The 24,326-nt window shown below is 67.5% G+C and carries 15 protein-coding genes; 7 read left to right on the plus strand and 8 right to left on the minus strand.

What is annotated here, in order from left to right:
• Positions 1-3: 3 nt before the first annotated feature.
• From siaC to ABNQ38_RS08850, 3 genes are read right to left on the minus strand one after another with little or no spacing between them, the layout of a single operon-like run.
• Positions 4-378: a biofilm regulation phosphoprotein SiaC gene (gene siaC / locus ABNQ38_RS08840; RefSeq protein WP_174473761.1), complete on the minus strand. Its 375-nt coding sequence runs from the start codon at positions 376-378 to the stop codon at positions 4-6.
• A gap of 20 nt (positions 379-398) precedes the next feature.
• The gene (locus tag ABNQ38_RS08845; protein WP_109047716.1) at positions 399-944 is read right to left on the minus strand and encodes a SiaB family protein kinase; all 546 of its coding nucleotides are present in this window, start codon (positions 942-944) and stop codon (positions 399-401) included.
• A gap of 19 nt (positions 945-963) precedes the next feature.
• Positions 964-2,673: a SpoIIE family protein phosphatase gene (locus ABNQ38_RS08850; protein WP_377807109.1), complete on the minus strand. Its 1,710-nt coding sequence runs from the start codon at positions 2,671-2,673 to the stop codon at positions 964-966.
• A gap of 460 nt (positions 2,674-3,133) precedes the next feature.
• Here ABNQ38_RS08850 and ABNQ38_RS08855 point away from each other — a divergent pair, with 460 nt between their 5' ends.
• From ABNQ38_RS08855 to polA, 3 genes are all read left to right on the plus strand, one after another.
• Complete coding sequence (locus ABNQ38_RS08855; protein ID WP_377807110.1) at positions 3,134-4,009, plus strand: substrate-binding periplasmic protein; 876 nt, start codon at positions 3,134-3,136, stop codon at positions 4,007-4,009.
• A gap of 118 nt (positions 4,010-4,127) precedes the next feature.
• Positions 4,128-4,907, plus strand: a complete 780-nt coding sequence (locus ABNQ38_RS08860; RefSeq protein ID WP_377807112.1) for a response regulator transcription factor — start codon at positions 4,128-4,130, stop codon at positions 4,905-4,907.
• Between the two features lie 132 nt (positions 4,908-5,039).
• The gene (gene polA, locus ABNQ38_RS08865; RefSeq protein WP_377807113.1) at positions 5,040-7,964 is read left to right on the plus strand and encodes a DNA polymerase I; all 2,925 of its coding nucleotides are present in this window, start codon (positions 5,040-5,042) and stop codon (positions 7,962-7,964) included.
• A 56-nt stretch (positions 7,965-8,020) separates the two neighbouring features.
• On the opposite strand, the gene ABNQ38_RS08870 is transcribed toward polA, so the two are convergent.
• Positions 8,021-10,309, minus strand: a complete 2,289-nt coding sequence (locus ABNQ38_RS08870) for an FdhF/YdeP family oxidoreductase (protein WP_377807114.1) — start codon at positions 10,307-10,309, stop codon at positions 8,021-8,023.
• Positions 10,310-10,449: 140 nt separating this feature from the next.
• Positions 10,450-11,463 (minus strand): chemotaxis protein CheB, encoded by a 1,014-nt coding sequence (locus tag ABNQ38_RS08875; RefSeq protein ID WP_377807115.1) that lies wholly within the window; start codon positions 11,461-11,463, stop codon positions 10,450-10,452.
• Between the two features lie 159 nt (positions 11,464-11,622).
• Between ABNQ38_RS08875 and ABNQ38_RS08880 the strand changes: the two genes are divergently transcribed.
• The 3 genes from ABNQ38_RS08880 to ABNQ38_RS08890 all read left to right on the plus strand — a co-directional run bounded on the left by ABNQ38_RS08880 (position 11,623) and on the right by ABNQ38_RS08890 (position 16,525).
• A complete protein-coding gene (locus ABNQ38_RS08880; RefSeq protein ID WP_377807116.1) occupies positions 11,623-13,890 on the plus strand; it encodes a CheR family methyltransferase in 2,268 nt (755 codons plus the stop codon).
• Between the two features lie 286 nt (positions 13,891-14,176).
• Positions 14,177-15,616, plus strand: a complete 1,440-nt coding sequence (locus ABNQ38_RS08885) for a PAS domain-containing sensor histidine kinase (protein ID WP_377807117.1) — start codon at positions 14,177-14,179, stop codon at positions 15,614-15,616.
• Between the two features lie 228 nt (positions 15,617-15,844).
• Complete coding sequence (locus ABNQ38_RS08890; RefSeq protein WP_377807118.1) at positions 15,845-16,525, plus strand: LuxR C-terminal-related transcriptional regulator; 681 nt, start codon at positions 15,845-15,847, stop codon at positions 16,523-16,525.
• A 19-nt stretch (positions 16,526-16,544) separates the two neighbouring features.
• Here the strand turns inward: ABNQ38_RS08890 and ABNQ38_RS08895 are convergent, their stop codons facing one another.
• A complete protein-coding gene (locus ABNQ38_RS08895; RefSeq protein ID WP_377807119.1) occupies positions 16,545-18,092 on the minus strand; it encodes a hypothetical protein in 1,548 nt (515 codons plus the stop codon).
• A gap of 319 nt (positions 18,093-18,411) precedes the next feature.
• On the opposite strand from ABNQ38_RS08895, the gene ABNQ38_RS08900 reads away from it, so the two are divergent.
• Positions 18,412-18,627, plus strand: a complete 216-nt coding sequence (locus ABNQ38_RS08900; protein WP_377807120.1) for a hypothetical protein — start codon at positions 18,412-18,414, stop codon at positions 18,625-18,627.
• A 129-nt stretch (positions 18,628-18,756) separates the two neighbouring features.
• Here ABNQ38_RS08900 and ABNQ38_RS08905 read toward each other — a convergent pair whose 3' ends face one another.
• Positions 18,757-20,079 (minus strand): HlyD family type I secretion periplasmic adaptor subunit, encoded by a 1,323-nt coding sequence (locus ABNQ38_RS08905; RefSeq protein ID WP_377807121.1) that lies wholly within the window; start codon positions 20,077-20,079, stop codon positions 18,757-18,759.
• Between the two features lie 51 nt (positions 20,080-20,130).
• Positions 20,131-24,252 (minus strand): peptidase domain-containing ABC transporter, encoded by a 4,122-nt coding sequence (locus tag ABNQ38_RS08910; protein WP_377807122.1) that lies wholly within the window; start codon positions 24,250-24,252, stop codon positions 20,131-20,133.
• Between the last annotated feature and the right edge of the window lie 74 nt (positions 24,253-24,326).

Here is a 24,326-nt window from a genome sequence, read left to right on the forward strand (position 1 = left end):
CCGTCAATGGGCCAGAATTTCGAACGGCAGCGACACGTCCTCGGCGAACTCCTCCGCCATGTCGAGCGCGCGGTCGTTGTCGCTGTCGTAATGCCAGCGCACCGACACCGTCTGACCCTTCTGGTGGGCGCCGTCCAGCATCTCCAGCACGTCGATCATGCATTTGATGCTGCTGGTGTTGAGGTAGCTCAGCCCGATGTCCAGCACCACCGCCGGGGCGGGGGCCTTCAGATAATCCTCCAGCCAGTTGAACACCGGCGCGTAGAAATCGAAGGAGTTCTCCGGATAGGATTCGCCTTCGATGCGCAGCAGCCCGGCCGCCGGATCGAAATCGATCAGGGGAGAGCAGGAGGTTGCCTCGATCCGCAAACTGTCCATTATGTGAATTCCGTGATTTCTTATAGCTGCACTTCAAGGCTGAAGAAGAAATAGGTGTCATCCACCGCGCGCAACGAATATTCCAGCGGCCGGGTGGCCTTGCGCGCCATGTCGATCAGGCCCAGCCCGGCGCCGCTGGCGCCCGCCTCGCGCGGCTTGCGCGACTGTTCCTTGTAGACCGCCTTCAGGCCGGCCTTGTCCAGGCCGCGCAGCTTCTCCAGCATCGCCGACAGGCCGGGGACGTCGTCCGCCTCGACCAAATTGCCGGAGCTGACGACGTAATGGTCGTCCTCCTTGCCGATCACCACGATGCCGCTGTTGGCCGGGATCGGCCGGCCCAGCGCTTCCCGCGATGCCGTGTAGTTGCGGACATTCTGCGCCTGCTCCACATAGACGGAGAAGACGTCCATGATCGCCGACTTTTCGATCCGCTCATTTTCCAGATGGTTGCGGACCGCCTTGCCCAGCTCTTCGATGACGCTGTGGCTGAAGGGGCCGCTGAAGCAGATCAGCAGCTTCTGCCGCGACAGCAGCTCCTGAAGGTTGAAGAGTTCGTTGCCTTTCATCGTACCTTGACGACCTGCCTTACGGGTGAACGGGGTGGGATGAGGATGCGCCGGCCGGGGGCGCCGCCGCAACGGCCGGGTTTGCGGCCGGCGAAACGGTGAAGCCGACCAGGGTGATGTCGTCGCGCTGCGCCCGCTCTCCCTGATGCTCGGCCAGGGCCTGCGCGAAGGCGGCCCGGCGCTCCGTCATCGGGATGGCGTCATGCTCCAGCAGCATCGCGGTGAAGCGGCGGTTGCCGAAGCCGAAGCCGCGGGTGCCGCCGGCCTGATCGAGGAAGCCGTCGGTGGTCAGGTAGAAGCTGCGGTCCGGAGCCAGTTCCACCCGGTGGATGGTGAAGCGGTGGCCGCTGTCGGACCGGCGATAGCCCAGGCTCTGCGCATCGCCCTTCACTTCGCCGACGGTGCCGCCGGCTGTGCCGGCATTGGGACTGTTGCCGGCAGCGGAGTCGACGATGTGCAGGCCGATCCGGCCGCCGGCGAACAGCAGGTCGCCCTTGTCCGGCCGCACCAGGCACAACCCGATGTCCAGGCCGTTGTCGAAGCGCGGGTTGTCGCGCCCGCGGGCCAATGCCGCGCGCACCATGCGGTTCAGCCCGCCCAGGATCGCCGCCGGATCGCTGTCCGGGATTTCCGACAGTACATGGTCCAGGATGGCCGACACCGTCATCGTCATGAAGGCGCCCGGCACGCCATGGCCGGAACAGTCGGCGACGCCGATCAGGAAGCGGCCGTCCTCCAACTCGCGGAAGATGTGGAAATCGCCGCCCACCACGTCGCGCGGACGCCACAGCACGCAGACGCCGTCGAGGTGCCGCGCCATCTCCCGCTCGTCGGGCAGGATGGCGGATTGCAGGAGGCTGGCATACTGGATGCTGTCCATCACCTGCCGGTTTACGACCGCCAGCTGCTCGTTGGACTGGCGCAGCTCCTCCGTCCGTTCGGCGACGCGATGTTCGAGCCGCTCGGTATAGCCGTGGACGGTTTCCGCCATATGGTTGAAGGCGACGGTCAGCTGGCCGATCTCGTCGGCGCGGGTGTTGCGCAGACGGACGCGGTAGTCGCCGGCGGCGATGGCGCCGGCGGAGCGCGTCAGCCGGGCGAGCGGCGCCAGCACCAGCCGGTTCAGCAGGATGCTGATCATGCCGATGACGGCGAGCAGCGAGAAGAAGACCAAGCCGGCCATCGGCGCCAGCGCGGTCATGGTGGCGCTTTCCGCCTCCTCCAGCGAATAGGTCATGCGCAGCAGGCCGACCATCGTGCGCTCGCCGTTGCCGCCGGACATGACGATCTGCTTTTCGACGGTCGTCAGCTCGGCCCGGCCGGCCGGCCGCTCCAGCGCCACCAGCGGCTCGCCATGGCCGCCGCGGCCGCCGGACGCCGCCCACACCTTCACGCTGCGCACCGCCGGGTCCTCGGCCAACAGGCCGCGGATCATCGCCTCCACCGCGCGGGTGTCGAATTCCCACACCGCCTGCCCCATGGCTGATGCCTGGAGCGTGCCGACCAGGGTCGCGCGGTGGGTCAGCGCCTCCCTCTGCTGGCGGCCGACCAGGACGGAGGAGACGCCCATGGCGATCAGCCCGACCAGCAGGGTGCAGCCGACGATCATCAGGATGACGCGCGTCAGCAGCGACGACCCGCCGGAACGGACCGTCTCGTCGCCCGACCCCTGGGGGCCGGCGCCGCGCAGCGTATAGGATTCGGTGTCGTCCCATCCCGTGACGCTCATCCACATCCTCCTGACCCGGCCGATCGGGCGTTCCGTGTTCATGGCGGGTTTCAATTCAGCCGCGGTCCTGGTTTCCAAGTCCGCGATAGTCCCAGGCGCATCAGTAAATCCACCCTCGCGTGCAGCATGCCGACAGTCATCGAACCGGCCGGCGGACATGATGCATGTGGCGGATGAGCTTACCCTTAGCACAACGGGATTAATCAGTCCTGAAATAACATTCGGCACCGGTTTCATACAGTGTCGGAACGTCCGGGGAAATGAGAACAATCGGAAACTGGTGGAGACCATTTCCGTCCAATTGCGACGAAGTGTAACAACGGCACGGCCAACCGGCTGAGGCCTTTGGGGGACAGTGGTTTTTCCCGTGGACGGCCGCGTCCTCGGCCGTGCTACCTTCGGATACAGTTGCTTGTGGCAAGAGCCGGCGGCTGGAGCTGTCTTCTGGGGAGAGCGAAGGATGGCGTTTGGTGTTCGTGCGTTCTTTGTCCCGCGGATCGTTCCAGCCAGACTTGCCGCCGCCGGCGGGGCCGTTCTTGCCGCATTGGCCGCGACGGCGCTGCCCGCCGCCGCGCGTCCGGTGACCGTGCTGGCGCCGGAACTGCCGCCGATGATGAGCGCCGACGGCACCGGGCGCGAGGCCAGCATCATCACCGAGACGCTGGCCGCCTGCGGGCATGAGGCGCATTTCAAGGTTGTCCCCTTCGGCCGCCACTGGAACGACTATCGCGACAGCGTCCGGGGAAGTGCGCAGGCTGGCGGCCAAACGGGAGGGCAGGTCGACGCCGTTTCCACCGTCCCGGCGGGCATGGAGATGCCTGGGGCCCGCTCCGCCCCCTACATCCTCTACCAGAACGGCGCCTCCGTGCTGAAGAGCAGCGGCCTGACCGTGCAGTCGCTGGCCGATCTGGCGGGCAAGCGCGTCATCACCTTTTCCGGCGCGCCGGACGTGCTGCCGGGGCTGCGCGCCGCGATCCCGAGCTTCGGCGATTTCCGCGAACGCGCCGACCAGATGGTGCATTCCAACCTGCTGTTCGCCGGGCGGGTCGACGCGGTTCTGGCCGACGGCCTGATCTTCGCCGAATACAACCGCCAGCTTCAGGAAAAGGCGAAGGCGGCCGGCGGACTGCCTTTCGACCCGGCCCAGCCGGTGCAGTTCTCCGCCATCTTCCCGCCCACCGCCTACAGCATGGTGTTCCGCGACGAACAGCTGCGTGCCGACTTCGACCGCTGCCTTGCGGAGATGAAGGGGAAGGGCCGCCTCGATGCCATCGACCGCGAGTGGGTGGGCCGCTATTCAGCGACGGTCGGCGACCGCTACCTGTCCCAAAGGTAAGATGCTGGAACCGGATTTGCGGGACCGGGGTTTATCCCATCCGTCCGATATGGTTTGCGTAACCGCTTCGGGCGTTTAATATAACTTCATACGAATGTGAATGGGGGCGTGAGGCGTCGTGGCCCGGATCATTGTGGTCGAGGACGAAGCCGACCTTCGTGACGATCTTGTCGAATATCTCGACCGCTGCGGGTTCGAGGTTGGGGGTGCGTCGCGCGGCGCGGAGCTGGACCGCCTGCTGGAGGCAGGCCCGGCGGATGTGATCGTGCTCGACATCAATCTGCCGGACGAGGATGGCTTCTCGGTCGCCCGCCGTGTCCGCGCCAGCTCTTCGGCCGCCATCATCATGCTGACGGCGCGATCCGGGCTGATCGACCGTGTCATCGGGCTGGAGCTGGGCGCCGACGTCTATCTGGTCAAGCCGGTCGATTTCCGCGAGGTGGAGGCGCAGATCAAGGCGTTGATGCGCCGGATGCAGAAGGGCGCCGCACCGCAATCGGCTGCGGAGCCATCGGCGGGGATGCCGGTGGCCGGCCCGACTCCCGCCCCCGCTCACGCCCCTGCGGACTCGCGCAAGGTCTGGGTGTTCGACGACATCGAATGGCGCATCCAGCCGCCGACCGGCTCCGCCGTGCCGCTGACCGCGACGGAGTACAAGTTTCTCTCGCTGCTGGTCGCCGCCCCCGGCGAAGCGGTCAGCCGCCAGGACATTTCCATCACCCTGACCGGCCGCGATTGGGACCCCTACAGCCGCTCCATCGATTCCCTGGTCCGCCGTCTGCGCATCAAGGTGGAGGAGCGCAGCGGCTGCGCCCTGCCGGTCCAGGCGGTGCATGGCGTCGGCTATGCCTTCGTCGGTCCGGTGGTGACCAGCGCGGTGGAGGACAGCGCCGACTGAAACCACGCTGCCGGCGGTGCGCTGCCGGCGGCGAGGGGCGTCGGCGGCGGGTCTCTACCCCGGTCTCGGCACTCGACTCCCGGCCCTCCTTCGGCGATGGTAGCGCCCGCAAGGAAGGGACGAGAGACCACCATGACAGATGCCACCGCCGCCTCCGAGAACACCCCCGCCACCGGCAGCCCCGCTTCGGGCGGCACCAATCCGGGCGGTGACGGCAGCGGCCTGTATCTGGTCGACGGCTCCGGCTTCATCTTCCGCGCCTTCCACGCGCTGCCAATGCTGACGCGGCCGGACGGCACGCCGGTCAACGCGGTGCTGGGCTTCTCCAACATGCTGCTGAAGCTGCTGGCCGATGCCAAGGCGGAAGCCGTGGCGGTGGTCTTCGACAGCAAGCGGCTGAATTTCCGCAACGAATTCTACCCTGACTACAAGGCCCACCGCCCGGAGCCGCCGGAGGAGCTGAAGCCGCAGTTCGCCTTGATCCGCGAGGCGACCGAGGCCTTCTGCCTGCCCTGCCTGGAGCTGGAGGGCTTCGAGGCCGACGACCTGATCGCCACCTACGCCCGTCTGGCGCAGGAGGCCGGGCGGCCGGTCACCATCGTGTCGTCGGACAAGGACCTGATGCAGCTGGTCCGCCCCGGCGTCGGCATGTTCGACCCGATGAAGAACAAGGCGATCGGGCCCGACGAGGTGTTCGAGAAGTTCGGCGTCCCGCCGGAGAAGGTGGTGGACGTCCAGGCGCTGGCCGGCGACAGCGTCGACAACGTTCCCGGCGTTCCCGGCATCGGCGTGAAGACCGCCGCCCAGCTGATCACCGAGTATGGCGACCTGGAAGCCCTGCTGGCCAATGCCGAGAAGATCAAGCAGCCGGCCCGCCGCCAGAAGCTGATCGAGTTCGCCGATCTGGCCCGCGTCTCCCGCCGTCTGGTCCTGCTCGACGATCAGGTGCCGCCGCCCAAGCCGCTGGACGATCTGCGGGTGCGCGAGCCCGACCACCAGCGGCTGATCGACTTCCTGCGCGCCCAGGGCTTCCGCAGCATCGTCTCCCGCGTCGAGATGGAGATGCAGAAGGACGGCCGCATCGCCGACGGCGCCAGCGGTTCGCTGCCGGCTCCCGGCTCCATGCCCACCCCCGCCGCGAAGTCTCCGGCGACGGCCGAAAGCCCGGCCGCGGAGGACCGCCCGGCCCGCAAGACGGTGCTGAACGTCCCGGAGGTGCGCTACGAGCTGGTGCAGGACGCCGACGCGCTGCGCCGCTGGGTCGAGCGGGCGCGCGAGACCGGCGTGCTGTCGGTCGATACCGAGACCGACAGCCTGACGCCCGCCACCGCCACGCTGGTCGGCGTCTCGCTGTCGACCGAGCCGGGCATCGCCTGCTACATCCCGCTCGCCCACAAGGCGGAGGGAGCGGCGGCGGCCGGCCAGCTCGACTTCGAAGCCCCGACGCCGCCCAAGCAGATTCCGACCGACGAGGCGATGGCGATTCTGAAGGACGTGCTGGAGGACCGGTCGGTCCTGAAGATCGGCCACAACTTCAAGTTCGACCACCAGCTGTTCGCCCGCAACGGCATCGCGGTGTCGCCGGTCGACGACAGCATGCTGATCTCCTATGTGCTGGAGGGCGGGTCGCACGGCCACGGCATGGACGAGCTGGCGGAACTGCACCTCGCCTACACGCCGATCCCCTTCAAGGAGGTCTGCGGCACCGGCAAGAACCAGATCACCTTCGACCGCGTGCCGTTGGACAAGGCGCTGGCCTATGCCGCTGAGGACGCCGACATCACGCTACGGCTGTGGACGCTGCTGAAGCCGCGGCTGGTCGACGACCGCATGGTCACCGTCTACGAGACGTTGGACCGCCCGCTGGTCCCGGTGGTGGCGGACATGGAGCGGGCCGGCGTCCACATCGACAAGAAGGCGCTGTCCGACCTGTCGCAGAGCCTGTCGCTCCGCCTCGCCGAGATCGAGAAGGACGTCCATGCGCTGGCCGGCCAGAGCTTCAACATCGGCTCGCCCAAGCAGCTGGGCGAGATCCTGTTCGACACTCTCAAGCTCGGCACCGGCAAGAAGGGCAAGACCGGCGCCTATTCCACCGACAGCAGCGTGCTGGAGGAACTGGCGGAGCAGGGCCACACCATCGCCCAGCGCGTGCTCGACTGGCGTCAGCTCGCCAAGCTGAAGAGCACCTACACCGACGCGTTGCAGGAGAAGATCTCGCCGGTCACCGGCCGCGTCCACACCGCCTTTGCGCTGGCGGCGACCAACACCGGCCGCCTGTCCTCGACCGACCCGAACCTGCAGAACATCCCGGTGCGGACGGAGGAGGGCAAGAAGATCCGCCGCGCCTTCGTGGCATCCCCCGGCTGCAAGCTGCTGAGCGTCGATTACTCGCAGATCGAGCTGCGTCTGGTGGCGGAGATGGCGAACATCCAGGCGTTGAAGGACGCCTTCCGCGACGGGCTGGACATTCACGCCGCCACCGCCGCCCAGGTCTTCGGCATCCCGCTGGAACAGATGACGCCGGACATCCGCCGCAAGGCCAAGGCGATCAACTTCGGCATCATCTACGGCATCTCCGGCTTCGGGCTGGGCCGCCAGCTCGGCATCGCGCCGGGAGAAGCCAACGCCTTCATCAAGACCTATCTGGAGCGCTTCCACGAGCTGAAGGTGTGGATGGAGGCGACCAAGGCCTTCGCCCGCCAGCATGGCTATGTGGCGACCCTGTTCGGCCGCCGCTGCTACATGCCCGGCATCCAGGAGAAGAACGCCGCCCGCCGCGCCTTCGCCGAGCGTCAGGCGATCAACGCCCCGATCCAGGGCACCGCCGCCGACATCATGAAGCGGGCGATGAACCGCATGCCGGGCGCCCTGGCCGCCGCGGGCAGCAATGCCCGGATGCTGCTGCAAGTGCACGACGAACTGCTGTTCGAAGTGCCGGAAGCGGAGGCCGAGGACGCCGCGCGGATCGTGCGCGAGGTGATGGAGGGGGCGGCGACGCTGGGTGTGCCGCTGGTGGCGGAAGCGGGGATCGGCGACAATTGGGAAGAGGCGCACTGAGGGAGCGTTCGGTTCCCTCTCCCGGGGCGGGAGAGGGAATTTCAGGTTCCCGCCCCCTACGCCACGATCCGCACCGGCACGCCCTTCGCGGCGGGCGTCTTCGACGCCTCGTCGTGGTACCACAGCGGAATCAGCGGGTTCATCTCCGGATAGTACGCCCCGACGCAGCCGCGCGGCAGCTGGAAGGGCGTCACCGTCAGCCCGCCCACCCGGCGGTCGACATCGTCGCCGGCATCGCTCGCCAGCGCCACCACCTGGCCCTCGCGCAAACCGGCCGCGGCGATGTCGAGCGGATTCATCAGCAGAACGTCGCGGGTGCCCTCGATGCCGCGCAGGCGGTCGGAGTAGCCGTAGATCGTCGTGTTGAACTGGTCGTTCGACCGCATGGTCATCAGCCGCCAGCGGCCCGGCGCATCCTCGAAGCCGATGGCGCGCAGGCGGCCCGGCGGGGTGAAGTGGGCCTTGCCGGACTCCGTCTTCCAGATCCGCTCGCGCGCCGGGTTGCCGCGGTAGAAGCCGCCGGGGGTGAAGACCCGCTCGTTGAAATGGTGGAACTGGTCGGGATAGGTCGCCTCGATCAGGGCGCGGATGCGGCGGTAATCGGCCACCCACGCGTCCCAGGTCACCTTCGGATTCGGCGGCAGGGTCGCCTTGGCCATGCCGGCGACGATGGCGACCTCCGATTTCAGATGCGGGCTGGCCGGCGTGTTGTTGCCGAGCGAGCCGTGGATGCAGCTCAGGCTGTCCTCCATCGTCACCGCCTGCGCGCCGCTCTCCTGCATATCCTCCTCCGACCGGCCGAGGCAGGGCAGCAGGTAGGCGACCTCGCCGTTGATCAGGTGGCTGCGGTTCAGCTTGGTCGCGATTTGCACGGTCAGGCGCATCCGCGTCCAGGCCGCCTCCATCCGCTCGCGCTCGGGGATGGCGCGGACGAAGTTGCCGCCGAGCCCGATGAAGGCCTTCACCTCGCCCGACAGGATCTTCTCGCAGGCCTTGACGGTGTTCAGCCCTTCCTTGCGCGGCGGTTCGAAGCCGAACTGTTCGGCCAGCCGGTCGAGCGGCACCAGCTCCGGCTTCTCGGAGATGCCGACGGTGCGCTGGCCCTGGACGTTGGAATGGCCGCGCACCGGCGAGATGCCGGCGCCGTCGCGGCCGATGTTGCCCTTCAGCAGCCACAGATTGACCAGCGCCGCCAGCGTCTCCGATCCGCGCACCTGCTGGGTCAGGCCCATGCCGTACATGGCGATGGAGCGGTCCGCCTCGATGTAGATGTCGGCGGCTTCCTTCAGATCCGCGCGGGTCAGGCCGGATTCCTCCTCGATCTCCTCCCAGCCGATGGCGTCGATCCGCGCTTTCATCTCAGTGAGGCCGGCGGTGTGCTGGGCGATGAAGTCGTGATCGAGGACGTGCTTGCCGTCCGCCTTCCGCTCCTCCTCGGCCGCCAGCACATGCTTGATCATGCCGGTGATCGCGGCGATGTCGCCGCCGGCCTTCACCTGGAAATACAGGGTGGAGATTTGGGTTTCCTTGCCGGTCAGCATCTCCAGCGGGCTTTGCGGGTTGCGGAAGCTTTCCAGCCCCTTTTCCCGCACGGGGTTGAAGGTGACGATCTTCGCCCCGCGCTTCACCGCGTCCTGCAACGGATGCAGCAGGCGGGGACTGTTCGACCCGGTGTTCTGGCCGAAGAAGAAGATGGCGTTGCAACTGTCGAAGTCGTCGAGCACGCAGGTGCCGACCGGCGAGCCGATCACCGTCTTCAGCCCGACCGAGGTCGTCTCGTGGCACATGTTGGAGCTGTCGGGCAGATTGTTGTGCCCATAGAGCCGCGCGAACAGCGCGTAGAGATAGGAGGTTTCCAGGCTGGCGCGGCCCGAGGCGTAGAACACCGCCTGCTCCGGATCGATGGCGCGCAGCTCCGCGCCGATGGCGGCGAAGGCCTCGTCCCAGCCGCAGGGCACATAGCGGTCGCCGGCCCGGTCATAGCGCATCGGGTGGGTCAGCCGCCCCTGCTGCTCCAGATCGTAATCCTTCCAGCCCTTCAGCTCCGTGACCGTGTGCTCGGCGAAGAAGTCGGGGGTGCAGCGCCGGCTGGTCAATTCCCAGATCGTCGCCTTGGCACCATTCTCGCAGAACTCGAAGGTGTGGGGCTTGGCCGGCTTGGCCCAGGCGCAGGACACGCACATGAAGCCGCCGGGCTTGTTCTGCCGGCGCAGCGTGTCGAGCACGGCAGGAGTCGGCCGTTCCTCCCCCATGATGCGGGCCATCGACCCAACCGATCCCCAGCCACCGGCCGGACCGTCGTAATGCGGGGTGTCCTTGTCGTCCGACAGTCCGTCGATGCTCATGGGGCGATACTCTGGGGGGTGGTCTTGCGACATTTCGGGGGCAGGCTCCTGGGGCCGGAACTTAGGTTCCGAAAGGATCCAACCCGCCGGATGCCATCCGGTTCCGGCGGCCGGCCATCCGGTCGGCACCAGCGCTCCGATCACCGCTTCTTCTGGGAGCTGGCGTTCCGAACCTCCGGCTTGGACAGCACGGCGCGCAGCAGCTCGGCGTTCTTGCGGGCCTCCTGCTTCTGGCTGTCCCAATTGGCGGCGATCAGGTCCTGGCCGCGTTCGCGGGCATAGGCGCCCAGGCGCTGGAACAGCTCCACCCGCTCCTCGTGGGTCCGCAGGGCGACCCACAGGGCCGTTTCCATCGCTTCGGCCTGGGCCGCCTCCATGCTGTCGGGGCTGTAGGCATGACCGACATGGCAGCGGAAGCGCAGGACCGGTCCGTCATGAATCTCGCTCAGGCCGCCGCCGCATTCCGGGCAGGACAGGGTGGTCGGCAAGCCGCCCGCTTGGATGTCTTCGGACACAGCTGTGAACTCCTGCTCGGCGATCCGCGCCTCGGTGGCGACATCGAACGGCACGGGTGGGCTCGGTGGCGCCGGTTCGGCGGCCAGCCGGGACAGCAGGGCCGGCATATGGTCGAGCGGCAGGACGTGATCGGCCTCTCCGTTGTCGATGGCGCTTTGCGGCATTCCCGGCCATTCGGCATCGCCCGGATCCTGGACGACGCCGATGCCGCCGCAGCGGCGGATCGCCCGCAGGCCGGACGTGCCGTCGTCCAGGGTGCCCGACAGCACGACGCCGACGACGCGGCTGCCGAAGGCGACCCCGGCCGAGCGGAACAGCGGGTCCACCGCCGGCCGGGTCCGGTTCTCCCGCGGGCCGCGGCGGACCAGCACCCGGTCGCGGTGGACCAGCAGATGGTGGTCGGGCGGCGCGACATGGATGTGACCGTGGCGGATCGGTTCGCCATCGACGGGATGGAAGGCCGGCAGCCAGCCGGTCCGGTCGAGCAACTGCGGCAGGACGCTGCGGGCATTGGGCGTGATGTGGAGAACGACGAACACCGTCGGCGCCCACCCCTTCGGCATCGCGCCGAACAGGCGGGTGAGGGCGCTCAGACCGCCGGCCGATGCACCGATGGCGATGAGGTCGCGATTCTCCATGAAACCAGAACAGGTCCGCAGCTCCGGCGTTTCACGATTGGCTGAATAATTCCCCTGTTCCTTCCAGCACTTCCCGGGAGGGGCGTAGGTCTCCGCGCCGCTTGAGCCGGGGGCGGGCGGGCGATTATGCTGTCCCCCACACCGTCATGACGCAGACTGATGACCAAGAAGACCGACGATCCCGAAAGCGATTTCAACAATCTGATCCGTCACATCCAGGAAAGCCGTGGCATCGATTTCCGCGGCTACAAACGCACGAGCCTGGAGCGGCGTATCCGTCGGCGGATGGAGGAGGTCGGCTGCGACGGCTTTGCCGCCTACCACGCCTTTCTGGAAGCCCATCCGCAGGAATTCGTCGATCTTCTGAACACCGTCCTCATCAACGTTACCTCTTTCTTCCGCGACGACGAGGCGTGGGAGGTGATGCGGCGGGAGGTCGTTCCCCGCATTTTGGAGCGCAAGGGCGACAAGGCGCCGATCCGGATCTGGAGCGTCGGCTGCGCATCGGGCGAGGAACCCTATTCGCTGGCGATGATGTTTGCCGAGGCGCTGGGGACGGCAGAGTTCTGCCAACGCGTCAAGATCTACGCCACCGACCTGGACGATGCGGCGCTGAACACCGCGCGACATGCCACCTATGGGCCGCGCGATGTGGAATCGGTGCCGGAGCCGCTGCTGGAACGCTATTTCGAGCGCATCGGCAATCATTACGTGTTCCAGCGCGACCTGCGCAAATGCGTGATCTTCGGCCGCCACAATGTGGTCAGCGACGCGCCGATCTCCCGCATCGACCTGCTGATCTGCCGCAACCTGCTGATCTATCTGGAGGCCGACACCCAGGGCGTCGTCCTGCCGCGGCTGCATTACGCCCTGGTCAATGACGGTTTCCTGTTCCTGGGCAAGGCGGAAACCCAGTTGGCCCGGTCGCGCATGTTCGAACCGGTCGACCTGAAAAGCCGCATCTTCGCCAAGGTGCCGCAGGAATGGCGGCGGAGCGCCGGCGGAAGCCTGTCGCTGGCCAACGACGCCGGCAGTCCCCGCGTCAACCAGCAGGTGCGGCTGCTGGAAAGCATCGTCGACGGCAGCTCCACCGGCTATCTGGCGGTGAATGCCGAAGGGGTGCTGGTCTTCGCCAACACCCATGCCCGCCGCCTGTTCGATGTCGAGGAAAGCGACATCGGCCGCCCATTCCAAGACCTCACCATCTCCTACCGCCCGACCGAGCTGCGCAGCCGGATCGAGGAGGTGCGCAATTCCGGCCGTATGGTCCGCATCGAACACCAGCCCTTCACCCGGCCGGGGGCCGAGCCGGTCCGCCTGACCATCGAGGTGGCGCCGCTCTACAGCCGCGACGGCAAGGCCTTCGCCACGCTGCTCAGCTTCTTCGACACCAGCCGCATCTATCTGCTGCAACAGGAGATCGAGGCGGCGCAGGAAAGCCTGGAAACCACCATCGAGGAACTCCAGTCCTCCAACGAGGAGCTGGAGACGACCAACGAGGAACTCCAGTCCACCAACGAAGAGCTGGAAACGACCAACGAGGAACTCCAGTCCACCAACGAGGAACTGGAGACGATGAACGAGGAGCTGCGCTCCACCAACGAAGAGCTGGAGGTCGCCAATGAGGAGATGCGCCGGCAGAGCGAGGAGGCGGGCGAGTATCGCCTCTATTCCGAGTCGATCCTGCGCAGCATCGACGTCGGCATCATCGTTCTGGACGACAACCTCACCGTCCAGTCCTGGAACCGCTGGAGCGAGAATGTCTGGGGCCTGCGCAACGAGGAAGTGATGGGCGAGGTGTTCCTGGACCTCGACATCGGCCTGCCGGTTCAGCGCCTGCGCCGTCCGCTGCACGACATCCTGACGACGCAGGCGGCGGTTGAGCCGGTGGAGATAACGGTGATGGACCGCCGTGGCCGGCGCATCGCCTGCCGCATCCGCCTGTCGCCGCTGCTCTATGACACCCGGCTGGCGCGCGGCGTGGTGCTGATCATCGAGGATGTGACGGAGCGGGCACGGTCCGACGCGTTCGCCGAATATCTCGGGCGCATCATCGGGGAGTCGCTGAACGAGGTCTATTTCATCGATCCCGCCACCTTCAGCTTCCAGCTGGTCAACAAGGGGGCGGAGCTGAAGCTGGGCTATTCCCTGGAGTCGCTGCGCCAGATCGCCCTGCACGACCTGATGCCGGACATCGACGCCCTCGCCTTCACCCGGCTGGTGGGGCCGCTGCTGTCCGGTGAAAAGGCCGAGATCGTGTTCGAAACGACCATCGAGGCCCCCGACCAGACGCTGCGTCCGATGGAAATCTGCATGCAGTATTTCGCGGAGGAACAGCCGCCGATCCTCGTCGCCTTGGCTCATGACGTGACGGAACGGCAGCGGATCGGTCTCGACGACAGCCGTGCGGAGGTTGTCGGCAGCTGATCGTCGGGCCGGTTTGCGTGATGGGGACGAAAAGAGAGCCCAAACGGGTTTGTTTGCGAACGACGGTATCAGGGCTGGTGATGCCCCGATACTCAATTTCCGTCATGGTGATCGCTCTAAAGAAACTGTCCGGAACAGCGGCTGACCTTGACAGTTCAGATAGTGAACTTACTGCTGTTCTGCCCTGGCGACTTGATGCAACGTGGCGCGTTGGTGGTACTGGCGGGGGTTGGATGGAATGTCCGATGACCATGGATTCAAAATTGCGGGGACCGTGGGTGCCGGCATGAAGCCCAAGCCGCTGGTCGTGCAGCCCCTGTGGGACCATATGGACCATGCCGTCATCGCTACCGACAGCCGGCTCGATGCTCCGGGGCCGACCATCCTCTATGTCAACCGGGCCTTCACCACCCTGACCGGCTACCGGGCGGACGAGGCCATCGGCCGCTCCCCACGCTTCCTGCACTGCCACCGCACCGATCCCGCCGTGGTTGCGACCATCCGGCGTGATTTGCAGCAAGGCGGTGCGGCCCGTGTTTCCCTGGTCAACCGGCGCAAGGATGGCAGCGACTATCTGTGCAGCCTCGTCATCACGCCGCTGGTCGGGGTGCGCGGCGAAACCGAGCATTTCATCTGCGTGGCGGAGGCCCTGAAGGAAGACCGGACGCCCGACGCGCTGATGCGCCTGTCGGCCGAGCTGGAGCAGGCACAGACGCTGATCGAGGATCTGGAGCGGCGTCAAATCGACGCTGATGAACTGATCGACCGCCGATCTCGCGAATTGGCGATCATGACGGAGCGCTACCGCGACTCCCTGACGCAGCTGGATGCAATTCAGGAGAGGTTGGCCATCCGCGAGAACGCGCTGGAACGCCGTGGCAGGGACTTCGAACGCTCGGACTTCGAACTGAACACGTCATTGGAAGTGCTGCGGGCGATGGACGAGGAACTGCGCGCCACGCTGGAGCAGGTGGAGGAGTCCAACATCCAGCTGGCCCGCGCCAACGAGGAGCTGCGCCGCCTCCAGGCCGCCGATGCCGACAAGCTGCAGCTTCTGGCGTCGGCCAGCCACGATCTGCGTCAGCCGGTGATGTCGATGGGGCTGTTCCTCGATGTCCTGCGCAGCCGGCTGGGTGAGGCGGAGCGACCGATCATAGGCGGACTGCTGGCGGCACACCTGTCGATCCGCACCTTGCTGGAAGGCATGCTGGACACCGCAAGGCTCGACGCTGGCGTGATAGAGCCGATGATCGAGCCGTTGCCGGTCGCGACGATGCTGGAAATCATCCATGGCGAGTTCATGCCGCAAGCCGAAATGCGCGGCCTGCGCCTTCGCTTTGTGCCCAGCACCGCAATGGTGGTCAGCGACCCCCAGCTGCTGGAGCGCATCCTGCGTAACCTCGTCGCCAACGCGCTGAAATACACGACGTCCGGCAAAATCCTGCTGGGCTGCCGGCGCTGCGGCGACCACCTGCGCATCGAGGTGTGGGACACCGGCCCCGGTATCCCGGAGCACAGTCAGAAGGAAATCTTCGAGGAGTTCCGGCAGCTCGACAACCCGAGCCGTGACCAGAAGCGCGGCGTCGGGCTGGGGTTGGCAATCGTCTCGCGGCTCGCCGGCCGGCTCGGCCACGCGGTTAGCCTGCGCTCCTGGCCGGACCGTGGATCGGTCTTTTCGGTCACGGTTCCACTTGCCGAACGTAAAAGGCGCAAACGCCACCGTTGATGCTGCGGCATGCCACCTTCGGTTTGGAGTGCGGCTATCCCCATGCACCCCTAGGGGTGCCGATGGAGCCGTTTATTCCGATGCCGGATTGGCCCTAAGGTTGCGGCGTGGCGCTGCGTCTCCATAGGAAGCGGCACTTTAGACGAGCAAAGGAGAACAAACGTGGACCATCACGTGCAGCATGCTCACGACTCCGCAAAGTTGGATCAGGTGTCCGACCGTCGTGGCTTGACAAGCGCTACCCTCAAGTTCCTGATTGTCGACGACCATGCCCTGGTCCGCTACGGTCTGTCGCTGGCTCTGCGACAGCGCTACGAGAATGTTGCGATCATTGAGGCGGGATCGCTGGCTGACGCCATGCGCAAGGCACGCTCGGAACCGGCGCTTACCGCCATTCTCTACGATCTTCAGATGGGCGATGCCGACGAGCACAGCGGTCTGGCTGAGATGCTGGAGGCGGCGGGCGACGTGCCGGTGATCGTGGTTTCGGGGGTGACCGACGGTAACGTGATCGCGTCCTGCATCCGCGCCGGCGCCCGCGGTTTCGTCCACAAGGGATGCGAGGGCACGGTGCTCGACCAGGCGTTGCCGATCGTGCTGGAAGGCGGCATCTTCGCCCCGGCGCCGCCGGCCGTGCGCGGCGGCACGCCGATCCGCATCCCGCTTTCGACCTCCGCGACGCCTGTCCACAGCGAAAGCGACGCCGTCAACAGTCTGACCGAGCGTCAGCGCGAGGTGCTTCGCCTGCTGCTGGAAGGCCAGTCGAACAAGGAGATCGCCCGGGCGCTGGGCGTGCTGGAGGGCACCATCAAGGTCCATCTGCGCACGGTGATGCAGCGGCTGGGCGTCCGCAACCGCACCCAGCTGGCGCTCGCCACCATGAAGTCGGGGATCAAGCTGTCGTCCTGATCCGGTAAAGGGTGGCGGTCTATTGCGGTGTCGGGCCGATGCCGCGCTGCTGGGCGGCGTCCAGCAGGCTGACGAGTTCGCCCGACACCCACCAGCGGCAGCGGCGGCGCTCCTCTGTCGCGACGGTCACGACCCGCTCGATCAGCCTGCTTTCCCCGGCGTTCAGTTCACGGCCATCGCGCAGGGCCCGCTCGGCGATGCCCAGCAGGGTCTTGTCGATGGCCGTAACCTCGATGGGGTAGCCGGCCTCCTCCGCCAGTTCGCACAGGTCCGCCATTGTGGACAGCGCGTCTTCCCGGCCATAGGCGCCGATCTGGCGGAACAGGGCGGCCAGATGCTCCCCGATTGCCGTCAGCCAGGGGTTGGTCGAGGCGGCGATGCCGCGGCGGCGCAGCCGGTGATTGAAACCGTTGATGAAGCGCACCGGGTCGATCAGCGGCCGGGCCGAGGTGCTGGCGTTCAGCGTCAGCAGCCGGTGGCTCAGCACCGGCACCACCTCGCCTTCGACCAGCCCGGTCACCCGGCCGACGGCGGCCGAGACCGCCGCCCAGTTGCGCCCGCCGCGCTCGACGCCGAAGCCCTGCAACGCGTCGTACCAGCGGAAGGCACGCTCCTGCAGACGGTCCACCGTCTCGCCCGCCGTCAGCTGCGGCGGGGCAGGGCGGCCGAGATGCAGATCCTCCAGCTTCTGGCGCAGGCATTGCCAGCCGAACTGCACATGGCCGACCGCGGCCTCCACCAATGCCGGGCTGGGCGACATGCCATGGAGCGCCAGCGCCTGATCGGGATCGCGCGACCCGTTGATCAGGGCCAGCGCATAGTGCATTGCGCCGTCGGGCGAGCCGTGCTCCGCCATCTCCGACACGGCGTGTAGGATGCCGATGGTTTCGCGCGGGCGGACCATGCCCTTCCACATCGGCGCATGCTCCAGCATGGAATCCAGCATCGCCAGATCGCTCATCGACAGCGGCGCCACCCCCGCCAGCCCGCGCTTGCGCAGCAGCGTCAGCCGTTCGGAGTTGGCGGTGGCCAGCAGCGGCCCGGCCACGCCGCGCTGGCGCAGGACGGTCAGCGAGCGAACGCGAAGCTCTTCCGCCCAATCCGCCGCGGCGGGGGAGGCGAGGACCCGGTCCAGCGGATGCTCGCTGGCACGGGTGGCGATGTCGGACTGCACCCGGCCGGCCAATTCGCGCAGGTGCGGCAGCAGCGCGAACCACCAGGCGCTGGCGTCAACCACATGCATGCAGCCGGGTGGCCGGCTTTCCGCCAGCATCAGCTGGTCGGTGCGCAGCATCACCGGATCGAACCAGCCGGTCCAGATGCGGCGCGCATGTTCGGTGCGCGGGCCGTTCAACATGGCGACGATCAGCCGGCCGACTTCCACCGTCATCTGGTCGTCTTCCAGATGCCCAGCCTGCACCAGTTCGAACAGCTTGGATTTCTGCGCCCGGTCCAGCGGAGCCAGAATCGCCTTCACCTTGTCCAGGCTGACGGCAGCCGGATCGGGTTCGACCGCACGGAGCGGAGCGGTCTGAAGGGAGGCGCTGCGGTTGGGGCGGCCGGCCATTGGCGTTCACGGGCGCTGCTGAATCGCGGCAATTTTAGGTACTGGCACGAATGATTGCTACTGGTATGTCGTGACATATTCTGTCGAGCTGTGTCGGAGCCGTTTCTTGCAGCACCTCCGCAACCTTGGCCAATAGACCGACACAATTGAAACGAGATGCATCAAATGCATTCAAAATTTATTTCATTTAAGCGCTAAATGGTCTCTTCACACACGTGTGCCGTACACTCATTATGGGGCCAGGCATCGCCTCCAGCATCAAGGCGCTTAAATGGTTTCGCAGCAGATCGCCGACACCGCTCCCAGGTTGTTCAAAGTCATGACCCAGGTCGACTCCCGCAAGGTTGAGCAGGTCGGGCCCGAGCAGGCGGCAGACGATTTCGTCGCCCGTCTCGCCGCGGCCGGCCTGTCGGCCGATGAGCGGGCCGAGGCCTACGAGGCGGCGCTGAAGCAGCTGATGGGCCACCTGATCCGGCAGGAAGGCTGGCTCGCCGAGGAATTCACCGCGGTCGCCCGGTCGCTCGGCGCCTACTGACCCTTTACGCCGTTCCCACGCCGGCCGCCCGTCCAGCCAGGACCGGCGGCCTTTTTGCGTTTGTGGAGTGTGTGCAGAGGGTGGCCGCCATCCCCTCTCTCCGGTGGGAAGAGGGGATGGCCGATTTCCTTACCGCTCGTTGAAGCTGTCGGACAGGGCGAAGTAGATCGGCTTCAGCAGATATTCCAGCAGCGACCGCTCGCCGGTGGGCAGTTCCACCTGGGTGGTCATGCCGGGAAGAACCGGGTGCTGGACGTCGTCGCGGCCGACATGGTTGCGGCTAAGCGCCACCACCGCCTTGTAGTAGGGGCGGTGCTGCTCGTCCAGGAAGGTGGAGGCCGAGATGCGCAGCAGCTTGCCGGTGATGGCGCCATAGCGGGCGAAATCGTAGGTCAGAACCTTGACCGTCGCCTCCTGCCCGACTTGGAGATGGCCGACGTCGCGCGGGGTGACGTGAGCCTCCACCGTCATTTCATGGTCGACCGGGACGACCTGCATCAGCACGCCGCCTTCCGGCACCACCGCGCCGATGGTGTTGACCCGCAGATCCTGCACCAGCCCGCGCACCGGCGACAGCACGGTCAAACGCTGGGCACGGTCGTCGAGCTTGGCGCGGGCCTCGCGCAGCTGGGCGATCTCGGCGGTGACGGTGCCCATCTCGGTCACGGCGTCCTGCGACAGCTTGGCCGACTGGTCGAGGATGCGGTTGCCGGCCTCGGTGATCGCCTGGCCGGTGGCGATGATCTGACCCTCGATCCGCCGCTGCTCGCCCATCAGGCGCGACTGCTCGCGCTGGGTTTCCAGCGATTGCAGCTTCGATGACAGGCCCATCGATTCCAGCTTGTTGCGGATGTCGACCGATCCCGTGATGAAGGTGATCTGGTCCTTGATGTTGGCCAGCTGCCCCTCATACAGCGCCAGTTCCGCCTCGCGCTGCGACACCTGGGCGCGCAGAACGGCGATGGCGGTGTCGCGGGCCTGCCGCTGAGTGTCGTAGATCAGGGTCTGGTCGGCGACCTGCGACTCCGTCTGCGGCGTGTCGGGGCCGGAGACGCGGGCGAAATCGGGGGCCCGCCCGGCGGCGAAGGCGCGCAGCCGCTCCGCCCGCAGTTCCAGCGTCAGCAGGCGGGCGTTCATCTGCTCGCGCTCCGCCTGGACCTGCTTGGGATCGAAGACGAGCAGCGGCTGGCCGGCCTCCACCAGATCGCCTTCCTTGATCAGGATGGACGACACGATGCCGCCTTCCAGATGCTGGACGACCTGGGCGTTGCCGGACGGCACCACCTGCCCGGCGGTGACGACAGCCTCCTTGACCGGCATCAGCGTGGCCCAGGTCAGCAGGGCCGCCATCAGCAGGACCAGCACGAGGATGGTGGCGCGGACCAGCGACAGCGTCGCATCGTCGGCGCTGAGCGATTTGCCGGTGGGGCGGGCGAGGTCTGAAGCGGCCATCTTGCGGTTCACACGGGACTGGAGGAAAGAGCGGAAGGCGTCAGCGCCCGATCAGCGCTGGGGTGTGGCGGCGACGCCGGGCGGGCGTTGCAGCCCGATCCCACCCAGCAGCGCCCCGGCGATGCCGTTGGCGACGCTGTTGCCGCCGCCAGGGCCGCCATTGGGGCCGGTGCCGGGACCGACCGGACGGGGGCCGGGCAGGCCGCCGGCCGGGGCGGCGGGGCCGATCATGCCGGCATCCATGGTCAGCACCGTGTCGGCCAGCGTCAGGTGGCTCGGCCGGTGGGTGACCAGGAAGATGGTGCTGTGGCCGCGCAGGGCGGCCAGCGCCGCGTGCAGCGCCTTGTCGCCCTCGAAGTCCAGCCGGCTCGCCGGCTCGTCCAGCAGCAGGATGCGCGGACGGCGGATGTAGGCGCGGGCCAGACAGATCTTCTGGGTCAGGCTGGGCGACAGGCGCAGCGACTGGTTGTCGCCGATGCGGGTGTCCAGCCCGCGCGGCAGCGCCTCCACCTCGTCCAGCGCGCCGGCCAGCGACAGCGCCCAGCGCAGCTCGGCCTCGTCGGCGGTCTGGTCGGCGAAGCGGAGGTTCTGCGCGATGGTGCCGTAGAACAGCGAGCTCGCCTGCGGCACATAGCCGATGGACTTGCGCAGATCGACCGGATCCATCTGGCGGATGTCGACGCCGTCGACCCGCACATTGCCGGCCTGCGGCGCGTACAGCCCCAGCATCACCTTCAGCAGCGACGACTTGCCGGCGCCGTCCGGCCCGACGATGGCGACGATCTGCCCCGGCTTGACGTTGAACGTCACGCCGACCAGCGCCGGATCGGCATCGTTGCGGTAGCGCAGCGACACGCGGGAGAAGGACACCTCGCCCTTCAGCTTGCGCGGCTGCAAGGTGGCGCAGCGCGGCTCGCGCTCCGGCCGGATGCTCATCAGGCCGTTGATCTGGCGGGCATTGGCGCGCAGCTGCTCGATGCGCGGCAGCATGGAGACGGCGGTCTGCAAAGGCACCATCACCCGCCACAGCAGCATCATCGACGCCATCAGCGCGCCCGGCGTCATCGTGCCGGCGAAGACCTGGAGGGCACCGACGCCGACGGTGGCCAATCCTGCCACCGGCACCACCAGCCCGGCCAGCGCCGCATGGGTCGCCGACAGGTTGGCGGCGGTGTGGCCCGACCGCGCAGTGCGGGCCGACAGCCGGTCATAGCGGTCGCGCCAGTGGGCCAGCCCGCCGATGGCGCGCAGGGCCGGCATCTTGGCGACCATCTCGACGAAGAATTCCTGCCGCTCGGTGTCGGCCCGCGCGGTGGTGCCGGTGCGGGCGCGTACCAGCGGGTGGACGGCGGCGCCGATGGCGGCGGTGACCAGAACGGCGGCCAGCGGGACCAGAGCCAGCGGCCCGCCCAGAACCGCCATCACGCCCAGATAGAACAGGGCGAAGGGCACGTCGAACAGCGCCGCCACCTGCCCCTGGCTGATGAAATCGCGGATCGACTCCAGATCCTTCACCCGGGCGATCTGCGTGCCGATGGCCGCCCGTTCGCTCATCCCCACCGGCAGCATCAGGATGCGGTCGATGGTGGCGTTGCTGACGGTGCGGGCGATGCGCGACCCGGCATGGGCCAGCGCCTGGCCGCGGATCTGGCGCAGGGCGAAGTCGCCGGCGATGACCAGGAAGGCGCCGACGGCGATGGTCGCCAGCGTGTCGAACGACCCGGTGCCGATCACCTTGTCATAGATCGCCATGGTGAAGAGCGGGGCGGCGACCGATAGCAGGTTGATGACGGCACTCAGCCCCAGCACCGCCCACAGCAGCGGGAAATAGGCGTGGATGACCGAGCCGACCCAGTTCTGGTTCCCGGCGCCGGAGGCGGCCTCCCGCGGCGTGAAGACGTAGGCCGTGCCCTTGCCGTAGTTCAGCGTCACCGTTTCGCGCGACCGGCCGCTGAAGGCGGTGACGCCGTCGGCGTCGGCGGACAGCAGCGTGTAGATGCCGCCGTCGCGGGCGCGGAACAGGCAGGGCATCAGCGACGATTCCGGCCGGCCGAGGTCGAAGCGCAGGCTGCGCCCCTCGAAATGCAGGCGCTGGAACACGTCGCACAGCTCCTCCACCGTCTGCACCTCGGAGAAGTGGGGCAGGGCTTCGGCCAGCGTCTGCGGCGCGCCGCGCCAGCCGAGCGCGTCGAGCAGCGGCACCATGCAGGCGCCGACGGCCGACGCCTCGGCCAGCCGGCGGCGCAGGATGTCGCCGTCGTCATGGGCGGCGCGGATCGGCTCCGCATCGGCGCCGGCCTCGGCAACCGGTGCCGGGGCGCTGGAGACGGCAGCCACCAGGGCCGGCTGTCCGCCGATGGCTTCGACGGCCGGGTTGCGGGCCACCGCATGGCCGTCGACGATCTGCACCACCCGGTCGGCCAGCGACAGCAGCGACGGGCGGCTGCTGACCAGCAGGATGGTGACGCTGCCGCGCAGCTCGTCGAGCGCGCGGCGGAACGCCTTGTCGGACTCGACGTCGAGCGAGGAGTTCGGCTCGTCCAGCAGCAGGACGGCCGGCTCGCGGACCAGCGCGCGGGCAAGGCAGATCATCTGGCGGGCGCCGCGGGGCAGCGCCTCCTGCGAGGCGTCGCCGACGATGGTCTCGTAGCCCTGCGGCAGGCTGGCGATGCGGCGGTCGAGGCCAAGGCGCCGGCAGACCTCCATCGCCAGATCGGCCCGGCTGGGGTCGAACAGCGTCAGGTTTTGCAGGATGGTGCCTTTGAACAGCTCCGGATGCTCGCCGACATAGACGACGCCGCCGATGCCGATCATGGCGTCGGCCCCGGTCAAGGTGCGCACGCCGACCCGGACCTCGCCGGACCGCGGCCGCAGCACGCCCAGGATCAGGCGCAGCAGCGTCGTCTTGCCCGAACTGTTGGTCGCCACCACGCCCAGGAACTCGCCCGGCCCGACGCTGAGCGACAGGCCGCTCAGGATCTCCGGCCCGCGGTCGTAGGCGAAGCTGACCTTGTCCATCTCGATGGAGCCGGGGGCCAGCGGTGTGGCGACCGCACCGTCCGCCTCGGGGCTTCCATCCCTGGCGACCGGAGCCGCGGTGCCGTCCGATCCGACCTCCAGCAGGACATGGCCGATGCGGCGCAGCGCCAGCGACACCGACTGGTAGCGCACCCAGCGGTCGAACAGCGCCTGCACCGGCTGCACGCAGCGCCCCGCCAGCATCGAGCAGGCGGTGAGCACGCCGGTGGTCATCGCGCCGTCGATCACCGACACGCTGCCCAGCAGAACCACCAGCATCATCGTCGCCTGCGCCAGCGTGCCGGCAACGACGGAGGCGGTGCCGCTGAGCCGGGCGACGGTGAAGTCCTCCTCGCTGCAACCCTGTTGCAGGCGCTCGTGGCGGCGCAGCAGGCCGGCCTCTGTCCCCAGGCCCTTCACGGTGTGGACGCCGCCCAGCACCTCGCTGATGAAGTTCAGGCGCCGCTCCTCCAGCGTGTGGCGGCTTTCCAGCGCCCGGCGCATCCGCCGGCCCAGCACGGCGCCGACGATCAGGAACAGGCCCAGCACCGCCACCGGGATCGCCGCCAGCCAGCCGGCCAGCAAGGCGATCAGGCCCAGGTAGAGAACGGCGAAGGGGATGTCGATGGCCGACTGCAGCGCCTGGCCCGAATAGAATTCCCGCACCAGCTTGATGGCGCGGTAGACCTCGAAATGGGTGCCGATGCCCTGCTGGGAAAAGGCGTTGAGCGGCATGTGCATCAGCCGGTCGATCAGCGACGCGCTCGACTGGTGCTCGATCCTCGCCCCCATCCAGGTGGTCAGCGCCGAGCGCGCGACCCGCAGGATCGCCTCCATCACCGCCGCCGCTCCGCAGCCGATGCCGAGCAGAAGCATGGTGCCGTAGGATTCGTTCGGCAGGATGCGGTCGTAGACGTGCAGCAGCGTGACCGGCAGGGCCAGTCCGAAGATGTTCAGGGCGAAGGATGCGAGGATCAGCATCCCCCGGTCGCGGCGCGGGCCCAGCATGCCGGACAGCAGACGCCGCGCAGCCTTCTCGGCCGCCCGGTTGCTGTCGGCCCGATCCCGGTCGGCCGAAGCTTTGGCCGAGTCGGCGGACGATGTGGTGCGGGAGGTGGGCTGAGGGGCGGGCTGCAAGCGGATCGACCTGTTCACGGAGTTAACCGGGCGCTAATCAACACCATAATTGCTAGTGATAGGTAAATCCGCGAATAGCAACAAAAGGCAAC

Origin of the sequence: Azospirillum sp. A29, assembly GCF_042604625.1 — a bacterium.
GTDB lineage: Bacteria > Pseudomonadota > Alphaproteobacteria > Azospirillales > Azospirillaceae > Azospirillum > Azospirillum palustre.

Coding starts and splice junctions, on each gene's coding strand:
- siaC (WP_174473761.1), bottom strand. CDS start 378: ATGGACAGTTTGCGGATCGAGGCAACCTCCTGCTCTCCCCTGATCGAT.
- ABNQ38_RS08845 (WP_109047716.1), bottom strand. CDS start 944: ATGAAAGGCAACGAACTCTTCAACCTTCAGGAGCTGCTGTCGCGGCAG.
- ABNQ38_RS08850 (WP_377807109.1), bottom strand. CDS start 2,673: ATGAGCGTCACGGGATGGGACGACACCGAATCCTATACGCTGCGCGGC.
- ABNQ38_RS08855 (WP_377807110.1), top strand. CDS start 3,134: ATGGCGTTTGGTGTTCGTGCGTTCTTTGTCCCGCGGATCGTTCCAGCC.
- polA (WP_377807113.1), top strand. CDS start 5,040: ATGACAGATGCCACCGCCGCCTCCGAGAACACCCCCGCCACCGGCAGC.
- ABNQ38_RS08870 (WP_377807114.1), bottom strand. CDS start 10,309: ATGAGCATCGACGGACTGTCGGACGACAAGGACACCCCGCATTACGAC.
- ABNQ38_RS08875 (WP_377807115.1), bottom strand. CDS start 11,463: ATGGAGAATCGCGACCTCATCGCCATCGGTGCATCGGCCGGCGGTCTG.
- ABNQ38_RS08880 (WP_377807116.1), top strand. CDS start 11,623: ATGACCAAGAAGACCGACGATCCCGAAAGCGATTTCAACAATCTGATC.
- ABNQ38_RS08885 (WP_377807117.1), top strand. CDS start 14,177: ATGAAGCCCAAGCCGCTGGTCGTGCAGCCCCTGTGGGACCATATGGAC.
- ABNQ38_RS08895 (WP_377807119.1), bottom strand. CDS start 18,092: ATGGCCGGCCGCCCCAACCGCAGCGCCTCCCTTCAGACCGCTCCGCTC.
- ABNQ38_RS08900 (WP_377807120.1), top strand. CDS start 18,412: ATGACCCAGGTCGACTCCCGCAAGGTTGAGCAGGTCGGGCCCGAGCAG.
- ABNQ38_RS08905 (WP_377807121.1), bottom strand. CDS start 20,079: ATGGCCGCTTCAGACCTCGCCCGCCCCACCGGCAAATCGCTCAGCGCC.